The 20,622-nt window shown below is 72.3% G+C and carries 18 protein-coding genes; 10 read left to right on the forward strand and 8 right to left on the reverse strand.

What is annotated here, in order from left to right; genetic code table 11:
• Positions 1-373: 373 nt before the first annotated feature.
• From KME75_RS27125 to KME75_RS27150, 6 genes are all read right to left on the reverse strand, one after another.
• A complete protein-coding gene (locus KME75_RS27125; RefSeq protein WP_219417720.1) occupies positions 374-1,981 on the reverse strand; it encodes an amidohydrolase in 1,608 nt (535 codons plus the stop codon).
• Entirely contained in the window at positions 1,978-3,339 is a 1,362-nt protein-coding gene (locus tag KME75_RS27130) for a purine-cytosine permease family protein (RefSeq protein WP_219417721.1), read from the reverse strand. The genes KME75_RS27125 and KME75_RS27130 overlap by 4 nt, the downstream gene beginning before the upstream one ends.
• Before the next feature lie 70 nt (positions 3,340-3,409).
• The gene (locus tag KME75_RS27135) at positions 3,410-3,580 is read right to left on the reverse strand and encodes a hypothetical protein (RefSeq protein WP_219417722.1); all 171 of its coding nucleotides are present in this window, start codon (positions 3,578-3,580) and stop codon (positions 3,410-3,412) included.
• A gap of 39 nt (positions 3,581-3,619) precedes the next feature.
• Positions 3,620-5,053 (reverse strand): gamma-aminobutyraldehyde dehydrogenase, encoded by a 1,434-nt coding sequence (locus KME75_RS27140; protein ID WP_219417735.1) that lies wholly within the window; start codon positions 5,051-5,053, stop codon positions 3,620-3,622.
• 109 nt (positions 5,054-5,162) lie between these two features.
• Entirely contained in the window at positions 5,163-6,167 is a 1,005-nt protein-coding gene (gene speB, locus KME75_RS27145) for an agmatinase (protein ID WP_219417723.1), read from the reverse strand.
• Positions 6,168-6,221: 54 nt separating this feature from the next.
• Positions 6,222-7,805, reverse strand: a complete 1,584-nt coding sequence (locus KME75_RS27150; RefSeq protein ID WP_219417724.1) for an APC family permease — start codon at positions 7,803-7,805, stop codon at positions 6,222-6,224.
• 240 nt (positions 7,806-8,045) lie between these two features.
• Between KME75_RS27150 and KME75_RS27155 the strand changes: the two genes are divergently transcribed.
• A complete protein-coding gene (locus tag KME75_RS27155) occupies positions 8,046-8,489 on the forward strand; it encodes an Lrp/AsnC family transcriptional regulator (RefSeq protein ID WP_219417736.1) in 444 nt (147 codons plus the stop codon).
• Positions 8,486-9,904: an aspartate aminotransferase family protein gene (locus KME75_RS27160; RefSeq protein WP_219417725.1), complete on the forward strand. Its 1,419-nt coding sequence runs from the start codon at positions 8,486-8,488 to the stop codon at positions 9,902-9,904. Before KME75_RS27155 ends, KME75_RS27160 begins: the two co-directional genes overlap by 4 nt.
• Positions 9,905-9,977: 73 nt before the next feature.
• Here KME75_RS27160 and KME75_RS27165 read toward each other — a convergent pair whose 3' ends face one another.
• Entirely contained in the window at positions 9,978-11,459 is a 1,482-nt protein-coding gene (locus tag KME75_RS27165; protein WP_308283122.1) for a DHA2 family efflux MFS transporter permease subunit, read from the reverse strand.
• Positions 11,460-11,746: 287 nt separating this feature from the next.
• On the opposite strand from KME75_RS27165, the gene KME75_RS27170 reads away from it, so the two are divergent.
• The 8 genes from KME75_RS27170 (at position 11,747) to KME75_RS27205 (ending at position 20,329) form a co-directional block, all read left to right on the forward strand.
• On the forward strand, positions 11,747-12,976 hold the full coding sequence (locus KME75_RS27170) for an ABC transporter substrate-binding protein (RefSeq protein ID WP_219417726.1): 1,230 nt from the start codon (positions 11,747-11,749) through the stop codon (positions 12,974-12,976).
• Positions 12,977-12,989: 13 nt separating this feature from the next.
• On the forward strand, positions 12,990-13,880 hold the full coding sequence (locus KME75_RS27175; RefSeq protein ID WP_219417727.1) for a branched-chain amino acid ABC transporter permease: 891 nt from the start codon (positions 12,990-12,992) through the stop codon (positions 13,878-13,880).
• 70 nt (positions 13,881-13,950) lie between these two features.
• The gene (locus KME75_RS27180; protein WP_219417728.1) at positions 13,951-14,967 is read left to right on the forward strand and encodes a branched-chain amino acid ABC transporter permease; all 1,017 of its coding nucleotides are present in this window, start codon (positions 13,951-13,953) and stop codon (positions 14,965-14,967) included.
• A complete protein-coding gene (locus tag KME75_RS27185) occupies positions 14,964-15,749 on the forward strand; it encodes an ABC transporter ATP-binding protein (protein ID WP_219417729.1) in 786 nt (261 codons plus the stop codon). The genes KME75_RS27180 and KME75_RS27185 overlap by 4 nt, the downstream gene beginning before the upstream one ends.
• Complete coding sequence (locus tag KME75_RS27190; protein ID WP_219417730.1) at positions 15,750-16,451, forward strand: ABC transporter ATP-binding protein; 702 nt, start codon at positions 15,750-15,752, stop codon at positions 16,449-16,451. It begins immediately after the preceding gene.
• A 115-nt stretch (positions 16,452-16,566) separates the two neighbouring features.
• Complete coding sequence (boxC, locus tag KME75_RS27195) at positions 16,567-18,267, forward strand: 2,3-epoxybenzoyl-CoA dihydrolase (protein ID WP_219417731.1); 1,701 nt, start codon at positions 16,567-16,569, stop codon at positions 18,265-18,267.
• A gap of 2 nt (positions 18,268-18,269) precedes the next feature.
• Positions 18,270-19,751 carry a benzoyl-CoA 2,3-epoxidase subunit BoxB gene (boxB, locus tag KME75_RS27200; RefSeq protein ID WP_219417732.1) on the forward strand — a complete coding sequence of 494 codons (1,482 nt, stop codon included), beginning with the start codon at positions 18,270-18,272 and terminating at the stop codon, positions 19,749-19,751.
• A 245-nt stretch (positions 19,752-19,996) separates the two neighbouring features.
• Positions 19,997-20,329: a hypothetical protein gene (locus KME75_RS27205; RefSeq protein ID WP_219417733.1), complete on the forward strand. Its 333-nt coding sequence runs from the start codon at positions 19,997-19,999 to the stop codon at positions 20,327-20,329.
• Position 20,330: 1 nt separating this feature from the next.
• On the opposite strand, the gene KME75_RS27210 is transcribed toward KME75_RS27205, so the two are convergent.
• Complete coding sequence (locus tag KME75_RS27210) at positions 20,331-20,471, reverse strand: hypothetical protein (RefSeq protein WP_219417734.1); 141 nt, start codon at positions 20,469-20,471, stop codon at positions 20,331-20,333.
• Positions 20,472-20,622 lie beyond the last annotated feature (151 nt).

Below are 20,622 nucleotides of genomic sequence, written 5' to 3' on the forward strand. Positions count from 1 at the left end.
CTCGGCTCATGCCCCCGTCTCGGCCCATGCACCCCGTCGACGGGGAGCATGGGCCACGACGGGGTGCATGAGCGGGTAGGGCGCTTCGGGTTGTCGGGTCCGCCGGAGGGGAGTACAACGTGTCGCACGGGGACACCGGCAGGCCAAGGCCGGATCGGCAGAGAAGGTCCGTTCTCCCGGCCGGCGTGCCCCAGCGCGAGCACCGGGGTACCCACGCGGAGCACGCCGCGAGAAGGCTCGACGCCGTGGGTCTGCGTCGCCGGACGGCAGTCGTCCGTCGCCGCCGAGACCGTGCGACACGGCGAATGTGCACGCCTGGTCACTCGGCCGCTCGCGCTACCGGACGCCGTCCGAGCAATCGGGCGGCGTCCCCTCACGTGGAACGGCCGCCCACGACCGTCCGCACCACCCCGGTTCCGAGCAGGGCGTCGGGCGCGACGGCGAACGGGTCGCGGTCGAGCACGACGAAGTCGGCCAGGAGGCCGGGCCGGAGGCTGCCGACCGCGTCCTCCGCCCGGCACGCCCACGCGGAGTCGGCGGTGGCGTGCCGGACCGCGTCGGCCAGGGGCAGCGCGAGATGTGGCTGCAGGGCGGGCAGCTCGGGCCGGAGCGCCGAGCGGCGGGTGCTGGCGATGAACATGTTCGGCAGCGGCGGGTGCGGCGCCGTCGGGGCGTCGGTTCCGAACGCGAGCCGCGCGCCCGCCGCGGTCATCTCCGGCCAGGCGAACGCGCGCTCGGCGCGGGCGTCGCCCAGCATCGCGGCCCAGTTGTCGCGGATCGCCGGGTCGGCGTGCACCGGCTGCATGGACGCGGTGACGCCCAGCTCGGCGAGCCGCGGCACGTCGGCCGGGTCGACGTACTCCAGGTGCTCGATCCGGTGCCGCCGGTCGCCCGGCCCGTTCTCCCGCCGCGCGTGCTCGAGCGCGTCCAGGGCGATCCGCACCGCGTGGTCGCCGATCGCGTGCAGCGCTACCTGCAGCCCCGCGGCGTCGGCGGCCGCAACGGCGGGAGCGAGCGTCTCCAGGTCCCAGATCGGGTCGGCGTTCCTGCCGTCCGCGTACGGGTTGAGCATGCTGGCGGTGCAGCCGTCGATCACTCCGTCCACCACGAACTTCACGCCGGTGACCCGCAGCCGCTCCGACCGGTGCCGCTGCGCCAGCTCCGCGGCATGGCGCACCTGCGCGAGGTGCTCGCCGGGGTCGGCCGTCCGGTGGATGAACCAGTGCGCGACCACGCGCAGGTCGAGCCGGCCGGCCTCCTCGGCGCGCACCATCGCGGCCAGGCTGGGCTCGTCGAGGGCCATGTCCACCGCGCTGGTGACGCCGCTGGCCAGGTAGGCCGCCGTCGCGGCGCGCAGCGCCCGGTCGCGGTCGGCGTCGGTGCTCGCGGCACCGAGGAAATCCCAGGCGAGCTGCTGAGCCGCGGTCTCCTCCAGGTGCCCGGTCGGCTCGCCGTCCTCCCGCACGATCCGCCCGCCCAGCGGGTCCGAGGAGTCGCGCGTGACGCCGAGCTCGGCGAGCGCGGCGCTGTTCACCCACACCGAGTGGTAGTCGTTGGCATCGAGGTACACCGGCCGGTCCGGCACGACCTCGTCCAGCATCTGCCGGGTGGGGCGCCCGCCGGGCACCGCGGAGAACAGCCAACCCCGGCCCAGCACCCGCGGGGCGTCCGGGTTCTCCTTCGCCCACTGCTGCACCCGCTCCTGGATCGTCGCCAGGTCGGGCGCGTCCGTGAGCGGCGCGCGCAGCAGCGCCTCCCCCGCCATCACGACGTGCGCGTGGCCGTCGACGAACCCCGGCAGCACCGTGCCACCCGCCAGGTCCATCCGGGTCGCGCCGGCCCCGGCGCGCGCTGCGGCCTCGGCGGCACCGCCGACGAACGCGATCCGGTCGCCGTGCACGACCATCGCCTCCGCCCGCGGGTTCGCGGGGTCGCCGGTGACGATCCGGCCGCCGGACCAGAGCACGGGCGCGTCGGTCATCGATAACCACCCTTCCCGGCCGGGCGCACCCAGGCCAGCGTCAGCACTGCATGGGTCACCGCGGTGACCAGGAACGCGGGCACCGAGGCGGACGTGTACCGGAACACCTCCGCCGACTCGAACGTCACCGGGTTCAGCAGCAGCACGTACGTGACCGCACCCGCCGCGATCGCGAGGAACGCGACCGGGTTCACGCCCCACCAGAACGAGTACCGCGACGTCCCCTCCGGCTCGTAGAGCTCGCGCAGCACCAGCCGGCGCCGCCGGAGCAGGAAGAAGTCGGTGAGGTACACGGCGGTGAGGGGGGCCATCACCAGGCCGACCCACGCGACGAAGACGAAGAAGTTGTCGTACAGCGCGGCGGGCCAGAACACCACGACCGCCGGCGGGGTGAGCATCAGCGCGACGAACACCGGCCACGGGATGCGCCGGATCGCGCTGCCGCCCGCGCGGATCAGCCCGAGGGCGCCGGAGTAGGTCTGCGACACCATGCTCGTGATGTTGGCCAGCGCGATGAACAGCAGCGCCAGCACGCCGAGGGCGACCCCGCCCAGCGGCACCATCCACACCGTCGGGTCGACGTCGCCGAGCACCAGTCCCGCGATCGTGCCGACGATCCCGGCCACCGCGGAGGCCAGGAACAGCCCGATCAGGTTGGGCCAGAAGGCCACCCGCTGCGTCGTGGTGAGCCGGGCCAGGTTGCCCATGATCGTCCACCAGGAGAAGCCGGTGGCGAAGCTCAGCTCGAGGGCGACCGCGAAGTTCAGCCGGTCGTCGTCGAAGGCCGCGAGCGGGGCGGCGGCGTCCAGCTCCGCCCAGGAGTGGCCGGCGAGCAGGATCACGAGCATCGCGACGGTCAGCGCGGCGAGCGCGGGTGCCACGAACTTGTTGATCCACTCGATCGAGACCGGCCCGCGCACGAGCGTGACCCAGGCCAGGACCAGCGCGAGCAGCGAGGCCCCCACCACCATCGGCCCGTTCGGGTCGAACGCGGTGCCGAACACGGCGTTCAGCACGTTCGTGACCGCACGGCCGAACATGATCGCCAGAACCGCGTTCCAGCCCGCCCCTGCCAGCGGCATCATCACCACGATCAGCGCCCGCACCCCGTTCACGCCGAGGACCGAGCGCAATGCCGTGTACTGCTCGACGCCGTACTTCGCCGACGGCACGCACGTGGCGAGCGCGACCAGCACGACTCCCACGAGGTTGCCGATGAGGGTGGCGGCGATCGCGGTCTTCACCCCGGCGAACAGTGCGATCGTGCCGCCGGTCAGGAAGGCCCAGGTCGCGATCGCGAGCCCGACGTTGACCGAGGTGAACTGCCAGAAACCCCAGATCCGCTCGTGGCGCAGCACCGGCAGCTCGGTGAACTCGCCCGCCGCCGAGTTCGCCGCCGCCTCCCGGCCGCCCGACCGTCGGCCGGCGCTACCACGGGTAGCCCCACGCGAGCAGCGCGATGACGAGCACCGCGCTCCCGAGCAGCAGGAGCACGAGGTCACGGGCCGGCAGGTCGGCCGCGGCGGGATCCTCGTACTCGGGGTTCTCGACGATCGCGAGCCTGCGCTCGAGCTCGCGGCGGAACTCAGGTCCGTCCATGGCAGCTCCTTTGCTGATCATGTCGGCGAATGGGTCGGCTCAGCTCCAGGCGGCCATCACGTGCTTGACGCGCGTGTACTCCTCCACCGCATAGGCCGAGAGGTCCTTGCCGTGCCCGGAGTGCTTGAAGCCCCCGTGCGGCATCTCTGCGACCAGCGGGATGTGGGTGTTGATCCAGACGCAGCCGAAGTCCAGCGCCCGGCTCATCCGCATGGCGCGGCCGACGTCGCGCGTCCACAAGCTGGACGCCAGCCCGTAGGGGACGTCGTTCGCCCAGCGCAGCGCCTGCTCCTCGTCGGTGAACCGCTGCACGCTGATGACCGGACCGAACACCTCGTTCTGGACGATCTCGTCGTCCTGGCGCAGACCGTCGACGACGGTCGGGGCGAGGAAGAAGCCCCCGCCCAGCTCGGCGAGGCGCGAGCCGCCCGCCCGGACCTGCGCGTGGTCGGGCAGCCGGTCCAGGAACCCGGTGACCCGGTCCAGCTGCGCCGGGTTGTTGACCGGGCCGAGCAGCGCGTCGGTGTCGTCGGGCAGGCCGACCTTCGCGTTCCGGGCCTGCTCGGCGAGCGCGGCCACGAAGTCGTCGTGGATCCGGGGGCCGGCGAGCACCCGGGTGGCCGCGGTGCAGTCCTGGCCGGCGTTGAAGTAGCCGGCCACGGCGATCGCCTCGGCCGCGGCCTCGACGTCGGCGTCGTCGAACACGATCACCGGCGCCTTACCGCCCAGCTCGAGGTGGGTGCGCTTCAGGTCACGGGCCGCGCTGCTCGCCACCTCCATGCCGGCCCGCACCGACCCGGTGATCGCCACCAGCGCCGGCGTCGGGTGCTCGACGATCGCCCGCCCGGTGTCGCGGTCGCCGGTGACCACGTTGAGCACGCCGGGCGGCAGGAACTCCGCGGCCACCTCGGCGAGCAGCAGCGTCGTCTCCGGGGTGGTGTCGCTGGGCTTGAGCACGACCGTGTTGCCGGCCGCGAGCGCCGGACCGATCTTCCAGACGGCCATCATCATCGGGTAGTTCCACGGCGCCACCTGCCCGACCACGCCGAGCGGCTCGCGGCGCACGAACGAGGTGTGCCCCGCCATGTACTCGCCGGCGGCGCGGCCCTCCAGCACGCGGGCGGCACCGGCGAAGAACCGCAGCTGGTCCACCATCGGCGGGATCTCCTCGCTCGCGGTGAGCGCGTGCGGCTTGCCGGTGTTCTCCGCCTCCAGCCGCACGAACTCGTCCGCGCGCGCCTCGATCGCGTCGGCCAGCCGCAGCAGCGCGAGCTGCCGCTCGCCGGGCGTGGTGTCGCGCCAGGTCTCGTCGAAGGCGCGGGCGGCGGCGGCATAGGCGCGGTCGACGTCCTCGGCGTCGCTGACCGGCGCGGTGGCGACCGCCGCGCCGGTGGACGGGTCCACGACCTCGCTGGTGCGGCCCGACCGGCTCTCGACGTACTCGCCGTCGACGAAGTTGCGCAGCCGGCGCAGGGCCGTGCGGTCGGGCTCGCCGTCGGTACGGGTCTCGGTGGCGGTCACGTGCTCCTCCGTGGTCGTTTCGGTGCAGGTCGTTCGCGATGCCGGTCGTCGGCCGTGCGGGTCAGCGGTCTTCCAGCAGGGGGCGCGTCGGGTCCCAGCGCGCGCCGCTCTGCCGCTGCCAGGCCAGCCCGGAGAGCGCCTCGAGGACGACGCGGTTGGCCAGCGCGGCAGTGATGTCGGCGTGGTCGTAGGGCGGGGAGACCTCGACGACGTCGATGCCGACGACGGGCAGCTCCATGCAGATCCGCCGGACGGCGTCGAGCAGGGCGCGGGCGGACAGGCCGCCCGGTTCGGGGGTGCCGGTGCCGGGGGCGTGCCCGGGGTCGCAGACGTCGATGTCGACCGACAGGAACACCCCGTCGCACTCGTCGGTGGCGATGCCGAACGCCTCGTCCAGGCACTCGGTGAGGCCACGGGCGCCGATCTCGGTCATCTCGTAGGACCGCATCCGCTGCTCCGCCATCCAGGCCAGCGTCTCCGGGCCGGGCCAGTACCCGCGCAGGCCCATCTGCAGGAAGCGGTCGCCGCGCAGCGCGCCGGACTCGATGAGCCGGCGCATCGGCTGCCCGTGGCCCCACAGCGACCCGAACTCGATGTCGCCGGTGTCGGCGTGGGCGTCGAAGTGGATCATCGAGACGCGGCCGTGGCCGTGGTGGTTCGCCACGCCCTTGGCGTCGGCGAACGCGATCGCGTGGTCCCCACCCAGCACCACCGGCACCGCGCCGCTGCGCGACACGGCGGTGACGGCCTCCTCCAGCGCGCCGAGGCTGCGCTCGATGTCGCCGGAGTACATCTCGACGTCGCCGGCGTCGACCACCCGCAGGTCCTGCAGCCCGTCGACGCGCAGCGGCAGGCTGGGCCGGCTGCCGTCGTGCGGGAGGTAGTCGGTCATCCGGATCGCCTGGGGCCCGAAGCGGGTGCCGGGGCGGTGCGAGGTGCCCCCGTCGAAGGGGGCGCCGAGGATGACGACGTCGGCCCCGGCATAGGTCTCCGGCTCGTCGAGGGTGCAGCGGTCGACGCCGAGGTAGGTGATGTCCGGCCCGAACATGGGCCCGTAGCGCGGCATGAATTTTTCTCCGGTCGGTCTTTCGGTATGGATGTTCGCTCCGCGAGCTCCCGCTCAGTCGTCGATCACGAGCGAGGGGGTGTGCCGGTGCAGCGTCTCGCCCCGGAAGAACTCCGGGTTCCGGACGCGCCACACCAGCATGAGAACCAGCCCGAACGCGAGCAGGCCGACGCCGATCACGAACACGCTCCCGACCCCGAACACCGACGAGCCGCTGCCGTAGGCCGGGTCCATCGTGTCGACGGCGGTCTGCACGAACACCAGCGTGAGCATGATGGCGCCGGTCAGCGGCAGCACACCCTTGAACACCAGGTCGCGGACATGGGGGATGGCAAGCCGGCGGAGCTTGCGGAGCCGGCAGGGTGGGTAAACGCTGCGCCGCAGGTCCCGGCGGAAGTACCACACGCAGGCGTACGCCGTGAGCCCGTAGTAGAAGCAGATCATCAGGCCGAGTGCGTAGATCGTGTCGATCAGCACGTTCTCGCTGATGAACACCATCGCGGTGTAGAAGACGCCGGTGGCGATGCCCGCCGCGAGGGTGGCGTAGGACGGCGTCCGGAACCGCGGGTGCACGCCGGCGAAGCGCGCCGGCAGCGCCCGGTAGGTGGCCATCGCCAGCAGGGTGCGGGCCGGCGGGAGGAACGTGGTCTGCAGCGAGGACGCCGAGCTCGCGAGCACAGCGAGGAACAGCAGGAACGCCAGCCCCTCCCCCAGCACCGGCCCGGCGAGCGCCGCGAAGACGTTGTCGCCGGTCTCGGGGTTGCCCAGCCCGATGCCCTCGGTGCCGATCCCGGCGTACATCTGCGCGGCGATCGCGACGATCAAGTAGGTTGCGACGATGATGATCATGGTGAGCAGCGCGGCCCGGCCGGGCGTCCGGGCGCTGCCGGCCGTCTCCTCGTTCACCGTGAGGCTGGTGTCCCAGCCCCAGTAGATGAAGATCGACAGCGACAGGCCGGCGGTGAACGCGCTGAGCGACGGGACCGCGGTGATGTCCAGCCACGCCGGGTCGAAGGCCAGGCTGGTCTCCGGCGCCCCGCCGGAGACGGCCTTGCCGATCGCCAGCGCGGAGAACAGCGCCAGCACGAGCATCTGGAAGCCGACGAGGACGAACTGCACGCGCGTGGTCGTCGTCACGCCCCGGTAGCTGATCGCCGTGGCCACGACGATGAACGCGAGGCAGGTCAGCACGTGGACCACGACGTTGTCGCCGAACGCTGCGACGTCGGCCGACCCGGTGACCTGCCCGAGGAGCAGGTAGAAGAACGAGACGGCGACGCCCGCGAGGTTGGACAGCACGATGATCGTGGCGAGCACCGCGCCCCAGCCACACATCCAGCCGATGTAGGGGTTGAACGCCTTCACCGTCCAGGTGAACGACGTGCCGCAGTCCGGCGCCACCCGGTTGAGCTCGCGGTAGGCGTAGGCGACGAGCAGCATCGGCAGGAACCCCGCGAGGAACACCGCGGGCATCTGCAGGCCGACCTCGCCGACGGTCGGACCGAGCGTGGCCGTCAATGCGTACACCGGCGCCACGCTCGAGACGCTCAGCACGATGCTCGCGAGCAGCCCGACCGCCCCCCGCGACAGTCCCTTGTCCTGCAGGTCCGTGCTCGGGTCCTGTGGCTTCGTCGTCACGCGGTCCCTTCCGTTCGGTCGCGCCCGGGATCGGGCGGGGTCGTGCCGGGCGCGGCAGTAGCGCCGGCGTTCCGAGGGACTGTAGTGCGGTCACGACGAAAAGCACTGCTCCAATCGTGTAACACAACTGAATGAGTGCTGCATGCGACTACTTGCAACTGATTTCGTTGCGAGCGGCGGTCGTGTGACCTACCGTGGCCGCCATGGCCAGTCCGCGCCGCTCCGGCAGAGCACCACGCGCTGCTCGACGACGTCGGCAAGGCGATCGTCGAGCAGCTCCAGGAGGACGGCAGGCGCCCGTACGCCACGATCGCGAAGGCCGTCGGCCTGTCCGAGGCCGCCGTGCGTCAGCGGGTGGCCCGGCTGCAGGAGGCCGGGGTCATGCAGATCGTGGCCGTCACCGATCCGCTCCAGCTGGGCTTCCGCCGCCAGGCCATGATCGGCATCCAGGGCGAGGGCGACGTCGTCGAGCTGGCCGACGCGCTGGCCGCGATGCCCGAGGTCGACTACGTCGTGATCACGGCCGGCAGCTTCGACGTGCTGGCCGAGGCCGTCTGCGAGGACGACGAGCACCTGCTGGAGCTCGTCGGGCAGCGGATCCGAACCCTGCCGGGCGTCCGCAGCACCGAGACGTTCGTCTACATGAAGCTCCGTAAGCAGCACTACAACTGGGGAACCCGATGACCACCACGCCCGAAACCGTCACGCAGACCGAACCCGGCCGCACACCACGGGGCACCGACCGCGCCGAGGCCGCCCGCGACCACCTCTGGATGCACTTCACCCGCCACTCCACCTACGAGGACGGCGGCCAGGTGCCGATCATGGTGCGCGGCGAGGGCTGCCGCGTGTGGGACGCCGCAGGCCGCGAGTACCTCGACGGGCTCGCCGGGCTGTTCGTGGTGCAGGCCGGGCACGGGCGGCGCGAGCTCGCCGAGGCCGCGGCCCGCCAGGCCGCCGACCTGGCCTTCTTCCCGATCTGGTCCTACGCCCACCCCGCCGCGATCGACCTGGCCGAGCGGCTCGCCGCCCACGCCCCCGGCGACCTCAACCGGGTCTTCTTCACCACCGGTGGTGGCGAGGCCGTCGAGAGCGCGTGGAAGCTCGCCAAGCAGTACTTCAAGCTGGTCGGCAAGCCCACCAAGCACAAGGTGATCAGCCGCTCCGTCGCCTATCACGGCACGCCGCAGGGCGCGCTCGCGATCACCGGCGTGCCGGACCTGCGCGTCCCGTACGAGCCGCTCGTGCCCGGCGCGTTCAAGGTGCCGAACACCAACGCCTACCGCGCGCCGGACCACGTCGGCGGCGACCTCAAGGCGTTCGGCCGCTGGGCCGCCGACCGGGTGGAGGAGGCGATCCTCGCCGAGGGCCCCGACACCGTCGCGGCCGTGTTCGTGGAACCGGTGCAGAACTCCGGCGGCTGCTTCCCGCCGCCGCCCGGCTACTTCGAGCGGCTGCGCGAGATCTGCGACGCCCACGACGTGCTGCTGGTCTCCGACGAGGTGATCTGCGCGTTCGGCCGGATCGGCTCGATGTTCGCCTGCGAGGACTTCGGCTACGTGCCCGACATCATCACCTGCGCCAAGGGCATGACGTCGGGCTACTCCCCGATCGGCGCGATGATCGCCAGCGATCGGCTGTTCGAGCCGTTCCGCTCCGGCACCAACTCGTTCCTGCACGGGTACACCTTCGGCGGGCACCCGGTCTCGGCCGCGGTGGCGATGGCGAACCTCGACATCTTCGAGCGTGAGGGCCTGAACGACCACGTCCGCCGCCAGAGCCCGGTGTTCCGCGCGACCCTGGAGAAGCTGCTCGACCTGCCGATCGTCGGCGACGTCCGCGGCGAGGGCTTCTTCTTCGGGATCGAGCTGGTGAAGGACAAGGCCACCAAGGAGACGTTCGACGACGCCGAGAGCGAGCGGCTGCTGCGCGGGTTCCTGTCCAAGGCGCTGTTCGACGCCGGGCTGTACTGCCGGGCCGACGACCGCGGCGACCCCGTCGTCCAGCTCGCGCCGCCGCTGGTGGCCGGCCCGGCCCAGTTCGACGAGATGGAGCAGATCCTCCGCGGCGTCCTCACGGAGGCGTGGTCGCGCCTCTAGCTCGACCGTGCATACCGGGGCGGCACCGTGCACAGGCCCGGACCTGTGCACGGTCGCCCACCGGTCTGCACCGTCAGGCGTGCACCGTCGGCTTCGCCGCCTGCTCCCCGTCGGGGGCGCGCATGAAGCACGCACCCACGACCGCGACCAGCGACAGCACGGCCGCCACCACGAACGCGGCGTGCACGCCCCCCGCCGTCTGCTCGACGAGCGGGGCGCCCTCGGCGGCGAGTTCGGCCGAGCGCACGCTGAGCACGCTGACCAGCAGGGCCACCCCGGCCGCGCCGGCGAGCTGCTGGGTGGTGCCGAAGATCGCGCTGCCGTAGGAGTACAGGTGCGGCGGAACGGCACCCAGACCGGCCGTGAACAGCGGGGTGAACACGGACGCCAACCCGACGCTGAGCAGCAGGTGGAAGCCCAGCACCAGCGCGATCGGGCTGTCGGTGCCGAACAGCGTGGTGGACCAGAGCGCGGAGCTCGTGGCGAGCGTGCCGGGCACGAGGAGCGCCCGCGGGCCGAAGCGGTCGTAGAGCCGCCCGACGACCGGCCCGAGCAGGCCCATCACCAGCCCGCCCGGGAGCAGCAGCAGTCCGGTGGTCAGCGGCGTGAGCATCAGGACGCTCTGCATGTAGATCGGCAGGACCACGATCGTGCCGAGCAGCGTGGCCATCATCAGCATCATGATCACGCTGGCGACGGTGAACGTGCCGGCCCGGAACGTGCGCAGGTCGAGCAGCGCGCGGTCGGTGCGCTGGAGCGCGAGCTGCCGCGTGACGAAGGCCACGAGCCCGACGACCCCGACGGCGAAGGACACCCACACCGCGACCGACGGACCGGACTCGGACGCGTGGCCGATCGTGCTCAGCCCGTAGACGAGCCCGCCGAAGCCGAGCGCGGACAGCAGCACCGACGGCACGTCGATCGGGGCGTCGGTGGACTCGCCGATGTCGACCATCCGGCGCAGGCCGAGCACCAGCGCGGCGAGCGCGATCGGCAGCACCAGCCAGAACATGAAGCGCCAGCCGAGCAGGCTCAGCACCACGCCCGACACGGTGGGACCGATGGCGGGCGCGACCGCGATGACGATCGAGATGTTGCCCATCACCGCGCCGCGGCGCGTCGGCGGCACGAGCGTCATGACCGTGGTCATCAGCAGCGGCATCATGATCGCGGTGCCGCCCGCCTGGACCACGCGCGCCGCGAGCAGGATCGAGAAGCCCGGGGACAGCGCGGCGATGAGCGTGCCGGCGCTGAACAGCGTCATGGCGATCCCGTACAGCTTCCGCGTGGGCACCCGGCGGATGAGGAAGCCGGTGATCGGGATGACCACGGACATCGTGAGCAGGAAGCCCGCGGTGAGCCACTGGCCCACGCTCGCCTCCACCTGCAGGTCGACCAGCAGGACCGGCAGGGCCACGCTCATGATCGTCTCGTTGAGGATGACGACGAACGTGGAGACGAGCAGCACCGCGATCACGGTGCGGTCGCGCCGCGACATCTGCGCGGGTTGGCCCGGCCGGGGCGCCGGATCGAGGACGTCGGACGAGTTGTTCACGGTCTTCCTCTGCGTTGCGGGCGGCGGACGGTGCGGCCGGTCGGGCCGGTGGTCCACACGCGAACCTAGGAGGTAGGACCGACAGAACTCGCGGGATTAATCCCTGGAACCGGCCGAGGGCGTCGCGCTGCGCGATCATGCGGTCGCGCCGAGGTGCCGGCGCCGCGGATCCCCAGGTCACGCCTGTGCAACGACCGTCGTGACGCTTGACACACCTTCCAGGCGTACTACAGGCTCCCCGTCCACCAACGTGCGGCTGTAGCACGTGCGAAACCGCGGAGAATGCCATGGCGCTGCCCGATCTGTCCCGTCGCCAGCTGCTCGGCATCGTCGGTCTCGGGGTCGGCGGCGCGGCGCTGTCCGCCTGCGGGGGCGGGAGCCTCGGCGGCGGGGGCGGCACGGGTGGCGGGGGTGGTGGCGGTGGCGGTGGCGGTGGCGGCACCGTCCGCGTCGGGCTGGTCGTGCCGCAGGCGGGCGTCTACACGCCGCTCGGGGTCGACATGCAGAACGGCTGGCAGCTGTGGCTGGACCAGAACGGCGCCACGATGGGCGGCTACACGGTGGAGACCGTGGCCGCCGACGAGGGCGAGGGGCCCGACACCGGGGTCCCGGCGGTCCAGCGGCTGCTGCAGCAGGAGCAGGTCGACGTCGTCGTCGGCATCGTCAACTCGGCCACCGCGCTCGGGGCCGCCGACCGGTTCGCCGAGGCCCGGAAGGTGCTGATCGTCGCCAACGCCGGGGCCGGGGCGATCACCGGCGAGGCGGCGAGCCCGTACGTCTGGCGCGTCTCGTTCACCAACGCGCAGATCGCCGCGCCCATGGGCCGCCACCTCGCGGCCGAGGGCGTGGGACCGGTCTACGTGATGGCGCCCGACTACGCGGCCGGCCAGGAGGTGGTGGCGGCCTTCACGCAGGCCTTCCAGGAGGGCGGCACCGTCGCGGGCCAGGCGCTCACCCCGTTCGGCACCACCCAGGACTACCAGCCGTTCCTGTCCGGGATCCAGGGCTCCGGGGCCGCGGCCACCTTCGTCTTCTACTCCGGCGGCGAGGCGGTGAGCTTCGTGCAGCAGTACGACGCGTTCGGCCTCAAGGAGGCGATCCCGCTGTACGGGTCGGGCTTCCTCACCGAGGGCAGCGTGCTCGACGCGCAGGGGCCATCGGCGGTCGGCGTCCGCACCACGCTGCACTACTCCACGGAGCTGGACAACCCGGCCAACCAGCAGTTCGTGCAGGCCTACCAGGAGGCCCACGGCGTCCTGCCCACCGTGTTCGCGATGCAGACCTTCGACGCGGCGAACGTGCTCGCGAAGGCGCTGGAGGGCGCCGCCGACCTGTCCGGTGACGCCGTCTCCGCGGCGCTGGGCGGGCTCGGCGCGATCGACGACAGCCCGCGCGGGTCGTGGCGGTTCACCGGCCAGAGCCCGGAGCAGAGCGTCTACCTGCGCGAGGTGGTGGACGAGGGCGGCACACTGATCAACTCCGTCGTCACCGACCTCGGCGTCATCCCCCAGCCGTAGGAAGGAGTGCCGGATGGCCGCCTGGTTCGACGCGAACCTGGTCAGCATCCTCAACGGCTTCGCCATCGGCGCGCTGTTGTTCATCCTCGCCGTCGGGCTGTCGATCGTCTTCGGGATGATGGACGTGCTCAACCTCGCGCACGGCGCCTTCTACCTGGCGGGCTCCTACCTCGCGGTCACGTTCGCGGCGGGCACACCGTCCTGGGGCGGGTTCCTGACGGCGCTCGGGGTGGCCGCCCTCGTCGGCCTGCTCGCCGGCGGGGTGCTGTCGGGCATGACCGAGCCGCTGGCCCGGCGGCCGATCCTCGACCAGGCGCTGCTGACCCTGGGCGTGTCGCTGGTGGTCGCGGAGGTCCTCTCGATCGTCTACGGCAACGACGTGCTCGCCGTCGCCGCGCCACCGGGACTCGACGGCAGCGTGTCGGTGGCGGGCAACGTCTACCCGACCTACCGGCTGGTGCTCATCGGCATCGGCCTGGCGCTGGCGCTCGCGGTGCACCTGGTCGTCGAGCGCACCCCGGTCGGGGCGCTGATCCGCGCGAGCGTGGCCGACCGGGAGATGGTCTCGGCCATGGGCATCGACAACCGCAAGGTCAAGTTCGCCGTCCTGGGCGTCGGGTCGATGCTCGCGACCGTGGCCGGCGTGCTGGGCGCGCCGGTGTACGGTGCCCGCCCCGGCCTGGACGACACGATCCTGATCCTGGCGCTGGTCGTGATCGTCATCGGCGGCCTGGGCTCGGTGAAGGGGGCGCTGGTCGGCGCGATGATCATCGGTCAGGTCGAGTCGCTGGGCCGGGCGCTGCTGCCGGACGTGGCATCGTTCGTCCTGTTCGGCACGCTCGCGGTGGTGCTGGTCGTGCGGCCACGCGGGCTGTTCGGCACCCGGACGGTGGCGGCCGCGTGAGCGAGCTTGCGAGCTCACCGTTCAACACAGCGCCGCGAATGCGGCCGACGAGCGTCACCGAGGAGGTGACATGAGCGCTCCGCCCGCGGAGCGGCACGCCGCCGCCACCCCGCCCGCACCGGGCTGGTTCAGCAGGATCCGGCCGGGACCGGTGGCGGCCGCGCTGGTGCTGCTCGCGCTCGCCGCCGTCCCGTTCGTCGTCAACCCGTTCGGCACAACGGTGCTGGGCCGGATCCTCGTCTTCGCGCTGTTCGCGGTCAGCCTGGACCTGCTGGTCGGCATCACCGGCCTGCCGTCGCTGGGCCACGCCGCCTACTTCGGCGTCGGTGCCTACGCGGCCGGGCTCACGGCGCTGCACGTGACCAGCGAGGGCGTGGTGCCGGTGCTGCTCGCCGCCGGGGCGGGCGCCGTCGCGGCGGCGGCCACCGGGTGGCTCGCCGTGCGCAGCAGCGGCGTCTTCTTCCTCATGCTCACCCTCGCGGTCGGCGAGCTCGTGTACCAGCTCGCGACCACGCTGGACTCCGTCACCGGCGGCTCCAACGGGCTGTTCGGGATTCCCGCCGTGCAGGTCGCCGGCACGCCGCTGACGCTCGCCGGTCACGTCTACTGGTTCGTGCTCGCCGTCGCGGTGCTCGGCTTCGCCGCGCTGTGGCTGGTGGCGGCGTCCCCGTTCGGCGGAGTGCTGCGCGGGATCCGGGACAACGAACCGCGGATGCGCTCGCTCGGGTACTCGCCGTTCCGCTACACCTACGCCGCCTTCGTCCTCGCGGGCGCGTTCGCGGGGCTCGCCGGCGGGCTGTTCGCCGCGCAGGTGCGGCTTGTCACCCCGAGCGAGGCGGGCTTCACCACGGGCGCGCTCGCCCTGCTGGCGGTCGTCCTCGGCGGGGCCGGGTCACTGTGGGGCCCGGTGCTCGGCGCCGCCGTCGTCGTGCTCGTCCGCGACGCGCTCGGGCCCACCCTCGACGGCCACGGGCCACTGGTCCTGGGCATCGTGTTCGTCCTCGCCGTGTACCTGCTGCCCCGCGGCTTCGCCGGCCTCGCCGGGCTCGGCCGCGGGCGGCGCCGGGCCCGGGAGGGGGCGCCGTGACCGTCCCGCTGCTGTCGCTGTCCGGGGTGAGCAGGCACTTCGGTGCCCTCGCCGCGGTCGACGACGTCTCGCTCGACATCCCGGCGGGCGCACGGCACGCCCTCATCGGCCCCAACGGCGCGGGCAAGAGCACGCTGTTCCGGCTGGTCACCGGCGCCGAGCGCGTCTCGGCGGGCACCGTGGCGCTCGACGGGCGCGACGTCACCCGGCGCTCGGAGCCGCAGCGGGCCCGGATGGGCATCAGCCAGACCCGCCAGCACTCCAGTCTCTTCCCCACCCGCACCGTGGAGCAGAACGTCCTGCTCGCCGCCCAGCGCCGGCACGGCTCGCCGCGCTCGCTGCTGCCCCGGCGCCAGCGCGCGGCCCGCGACCGCGTCCGCGAGCTCGTCGCCGACGTCGGACTGGAGGCGCGGCTCGACACGCCCGCCGCGGCGCTGTCCCACGGCGAGCAGCGCCAGCTCGAGGTGGCGGTCGCGCTGGCCTGCGAACCGCGGCTGCTGCTGCTCGACGAACCGGCCGCCGGCATGTCCCCGGCCGAGAGCGCCCGGCTCGTGGCGCTCCTGCAGGCCCTGCCCGCCGACGTGACCCTGGTGATCGTCGAGCACGACCTCGACGTCGTCTTCGCGCTCGCCGACGCGGTCACCGTCCTGCACCTCGGACGCGTGCTGCTCACCGGCTCGCCCGACGAGGTGCGCGCCAGCGACGCCGTGCAGGGGGCCTACCTCGGCACCGGCCGCGAGGCGCTGTTCCTCGACACCGACGCGCGGACGGAGGTGGGCTGAGTGCTCCAGGTGCGGGGGCTGCGGTCCGGGTACGGGGGCAGCAGCGTGCTGCAGGGGGTCGACCTGGACCTCGCCGACGGCGAGGTGCTGGGCCTGCTGGGCCGCAACGGCGTCGGCAAGACGACGCTGATGAACACGCTGATGGGGTTGGTGCCCCCGGCGGCGGGCACGGTGTCGGTCGCCGGACGCGTCCTCACCGGCAGGCGCCCGGACGTGATCGCGCGGGCCGGGGTGGCGCTCGTCCCCCAGGGACGGCGGGTGTGGGCGCCGCTGACCGTCACCGAGCACCTCGACCTGGCCACCCGGCGCGGGCGCGGCCGGGGTCCGTGGACGGTCGAGCGGGTGCTGGAGCTGCTCCCCCGCCTCGCCGAGCGCCGCAGGCACCTCGCGGGGCGGCTGTCCGGCGGGGAGCAACAGATGCTCGCCGTCGCCCGGGCGCTGCTGACCAACCCCCGGCTGGTGCTCATGGACGAGCCGTCGGACGGGCTGGCCCCCGCGCTCGTCGACACGGTCGCCGAGGTGATCGGCGGGATGCGGGCCGAAGGCGTCACGCTCGTCGTCGTGGAGCAGGACCTGCACCTGGCCTTCGCCGTGGCCGACGAGATCGCCGTGATGGACAAGGGCCGGATCGTGCACCGCAGCCCCACCCGGGAGTTCCGCAGCGACAGCACGGTGGCGCACGCGCTGCTCGGTGTCACCTGACCACCCGGACGCGATCTACACTTCTTTGGCGACTTGCATATGAAGTTGTAGAACGTCACGATGGGGTCCTGGACGTGCGCGGCATCACCGCGCCTGCTCGATCCCGGGAGGCAGCGTGACCACCCTCGAGGACCGCCCCGCCGGGGAGCCGGTCGACACCGAGGTCTCGTTCGACACGTCGCCGGACTCCTACCGCCACTGGACGCTGTCGGTCGACGGTGAGATCGCCACGCTCACGCTCGACGTGGCCGAGGACGGCGGCATCGTGGCGGGCTACGAGCTGAAGATGAACAGCTACGACCTCGGCGTGGACATCGAGCTGCACGACGCGGTGCAGCGCATCCGGTTCGAGCACCCCGAGGTGAAGGCCGTCGTCGTCGCCAGCGCGAAGGAGCGGATGTTCTGCGCGGGCGCGAACATCAAGATGCTGGCCGGGTCGTCGCACGGCTGGAAGGTCAACTTCTGCAAGTTCACCAACGAGACCCGCAACGGGATCGAGGACGCCTCGGCGCACTCCGGGCTGCCGTTCCTCGCCGCGGTGAACGGCACGGCGGCGGGCGGTGGCTACGAGCTGGCGCTCGCGTGCGACCAGATCGTGCTGGTGGACGACAACTCCTCGGCGGTGTCGCTGCCCGAGGTGCCGCTGCTGGGCGTGCTGCCGGGCACGGGTGGGCTCACCCGGGTCGTCGACAAGCGCGGGGTGCGCCGCGACCTGGCCGACGTCTTCGCCACCACCGCCGAGGGCGTGCGCGGCGAACGGGCCGTGGCGTGGCGGCTGGTCGACGCCACGGTGAAGGCCCGCGACTTCGACGCCGAGATCGTCCGCCGGGCCGCGGAGCTCGCCGCGGGCTCGTCCCGGCCGGGTACCGGGGCGACGGGGGTGGCGCTCACACCCCTGCGCCGCGAGGTCGACGGCGACACGACGCGCTACGACCACGTCCGCGTCGTGCTGGACCGGGGCGCCGGCACCGCCGCGGTCACCGTGCTCGGCCCCGCCGCCGTGCCCGGGTCGGTCGAGGAACTGCACGCAGACGGTGCCGCGGCGTCGCTGCTGGCCACCACCCGCGAGCTGGACGACGCGATCCTGCGGCTGCGCACCAACGAGCCGGCCATCGGCACCTGGCTGCTGCGCACCGAGGGCGACCCCGCAACGGCCGCCGCGATGGACGAGTTCCTGCTGGCCCACCGCGACGACTGGCTGGTCAACGAGACGATCGGGTTCTACCGGCGCACCCTCAAGCGGCTCGACACCACCTCCCGCAGCCTGTTCGCGCTGATCCAACCGGGCAGCTGCTTCGTCGGGGCGCTGGCCGAGATCGCGTTCGCCGCCGACCGGCAGCTCATGCTGGAGGGCGTCTTCGAGGACGACGACGAGCCGGCGCCGCCCGCGGTGCTGCGGCTGGACGCGTTCAACACCGGGCTGCTGCCGATGGGCAACGACCTGTCGCGGCTGCAGACCCGCTTCGTCGGCAGCGCCGCCGACCTCGCCGCGGCGGAGGCCGCCACCGGCCGGAACCTGGTCGCCGCCGACGCACTCGCGCTCGGCCTCGTGACCAGCACCCCCGACGACATCGACTGGGACGACGAGATCCGGCTGATGGTCGAGGAGCGCCGCAGCTTCTCCCCCGACGCGCTGACCGGCATGGAGGCCAACCTCCGCTTCGCCGGCGGCGAGACCCCCGAGACCAAGGTGTTCGGGCGGCTCACCGCGTGGCAGAACTGGATCTTCCAGCGGCCCAACGCCGCCGGCCCCGAAGGAGCCCTGCGCCGCTACGGCACGGGGCAACGCGCCGACTACGACAGGAAGCGGGTCTGACCATGACCGCCGCAGAGAGCACCCCGCAGACCGGCACCGTCACCGGCGACGCCCCCACCCCGAGCGGGCCGCTGTCGAAGATCGACTACAGCGAGCGGATCCCCAACAACGTCAACCTGGCCGGGGATCGCAAGCTGCAGCGGGCCCTGGAGGGCTGGCAGCCGAAGTTCCTCGACTGGTGGCAGACCCTCGGCCCGTCGATCCCCACCCACGACGTCTACCTGCGCACGGCCATCGCCGTCGGCCGCGACGGCTGGGCGCACTTCGACCGGGTGCCGATGGAGCAGTACCGGTGGGGCATCTTCCTCGCCGAGCGCGACCCCGACCGCACCGTCAACTTCGGGCAGCACAAGGGCGAACCCGCCTGGCAGGAGGTGCCCGGCGAGTACCGCTCCGACCTGCGCCGCCTCATCGTCATCCAGGGCGACACCGAACCGGCGTCGGTGGAGCAGCAGCGCCACCTCGGGATGACCGCCCCGTCGCTGTACGACATGCGCAACCTGTTCCAGGTCAACGTCGAGGAGGGCCGCCACCTGTGGGCGATGGTCTACCTCCTGCACGCCTACTTCGGGCGCGACGGCCGCGAGGAGGCCGAGGAGCTGCTCAAGCGCAACTCCGGTGACTTCGACAGCCCGCGCATCCTCGGCGCGTTCAACGAGGAGACCACCGACTGGCTGTCGTTCTTCATGTTCACCTACTTCACCGACCGGGACGGCAAGTACCAGCTCGGCACGCTGAAGGAGAGCGGCTTCGACCCGCTGGCGCGCACCTGCCAGTTCATGCTCAAGGAAGAGGCGCACCACATGTTCGTCGGGACCACCGGCGTGCAGCGCACCGTGCAGCGCACCGCCGGGCTCATGCGCGAGCACGGCACCGACGACATCTGGCGCCACGGCGGCATCCCGCTGCCGGTGATCCAGAAGTACCTGAACTTCCAGTACTCGGTGTCGCTGGACCTCTTCGGCGCCGAGACCTCCTCCAACGCCGCCGGCTACTACACCGCGGGCCTCAAGGGACGCTGGATGGAGACCCGCCGCAAGGACGACCACCAGCTCCACGACCTCACGATGGACGTCCCGGTGATCGAGGACGGGCGGATGAGCACCCGGACGGTCCCGATGCTCACCGCGCTCAACCTCGATCTCCGCGACGAGTACGCCGCCGACTGCCAGAGCGGCATCAAGCGCTGGAACCAGGAGCTGGAGAAGGCCGGCGTCGACGCCCGGCTGTACCTGCCGCACCAGGGGTTCAACCGTAAGGTCGGCGCGTTCGCCGGCCACCACGTCACACCCCAGGGCGACATCGTCGACGAGGCCACCTGGACCGGCCGGGTGGGCGAGTACCTGCCCACCGCCGACGACCGCGCCCAGGTCGCCGAGCTGATGGTCCCCCACCACGAGCCCGGCGACTTCGCCGGCTGGATCTCCCCGCCGCCGTTCGGGATCAACGACCTGCCGGTCGAGTACGACTACGTGCGGTTCTGACGCCGTCGGGTGCGGCATGATCGCCGCGAGCGCGCGGTCCCTGCACTTCCGACCGCAGTGACCGCCACCTCGCGGCGATCACCCACACCGTGATCCCCGCGAGATCGCCCTCAGCGCGGTCGCAGCTGCACGAACGGTCATCTCACAGCGATCGTGTCCGTGCACCCGGACCAGGTCCCTCCAGCCGCCTTGACATTCGTGAATGCGAATATGACGATGTCTCGCACGGCCTGAGAGGAGTGACGATGACGACCACCGAGCACAGCCCCGCCGAGCAGCACGCCCACACGCACGGGCCCGGGTGCGGGCACGAGGCCGTGGTGCACGGCAACCACGTCGACTACCTGCACGACGGCCACGTCCACCGCGAGCACTCGACCGGCGATGGCGTGCACTACGACGAGTGCACCAACTGCCGCTGCGCCAACTGCACGGACTCGTGCGCGGTGTGCGACTGCGCCGACTGTGACTGCCCGACCTGCAACCACGCCCGGTGCTCCTGCGAGCACTGCAGCGACTCCTGCAACAACTGCGTGTGCACCGACTGCACCTGCGCCACCTGCACCCACGCCGCCTGATCTAGGCCGCGTTGAGAAAGCCCCAGATCGCGGTCTTCGCGCCCAGGCGACCGCTGGCTGCGTTGTCGGCACGACCGGGTATGCCGGATACGACGGCTCGCGCCTCCGCCTTGCCAGCGGCCGCCTGGATCACGAAGCCCATCGATCCGGACTTCCTCAACACGGCCTAGGCCGTGTCCCGTGGATCAGGGGCGATGGGCTTCGTGATCCAGATGGTTCCTGGCAAGGCGGAGGTAGGCGCCGTCGTACTTGACGTACCCGGGCCTGCCGACAACGCAGCCAGGGACCATCTG

The organism is Pseudonocardia nigra (genome assembly GCF_019396355.1).
GTDB classification, from domain to species: domain Bacteria; phylum Actinomycetota; class Actinomycetes; order Mycobacteriales; family Pseudonocardiaceae; genus Pseudonocardia; species Pseudonocardia nigra.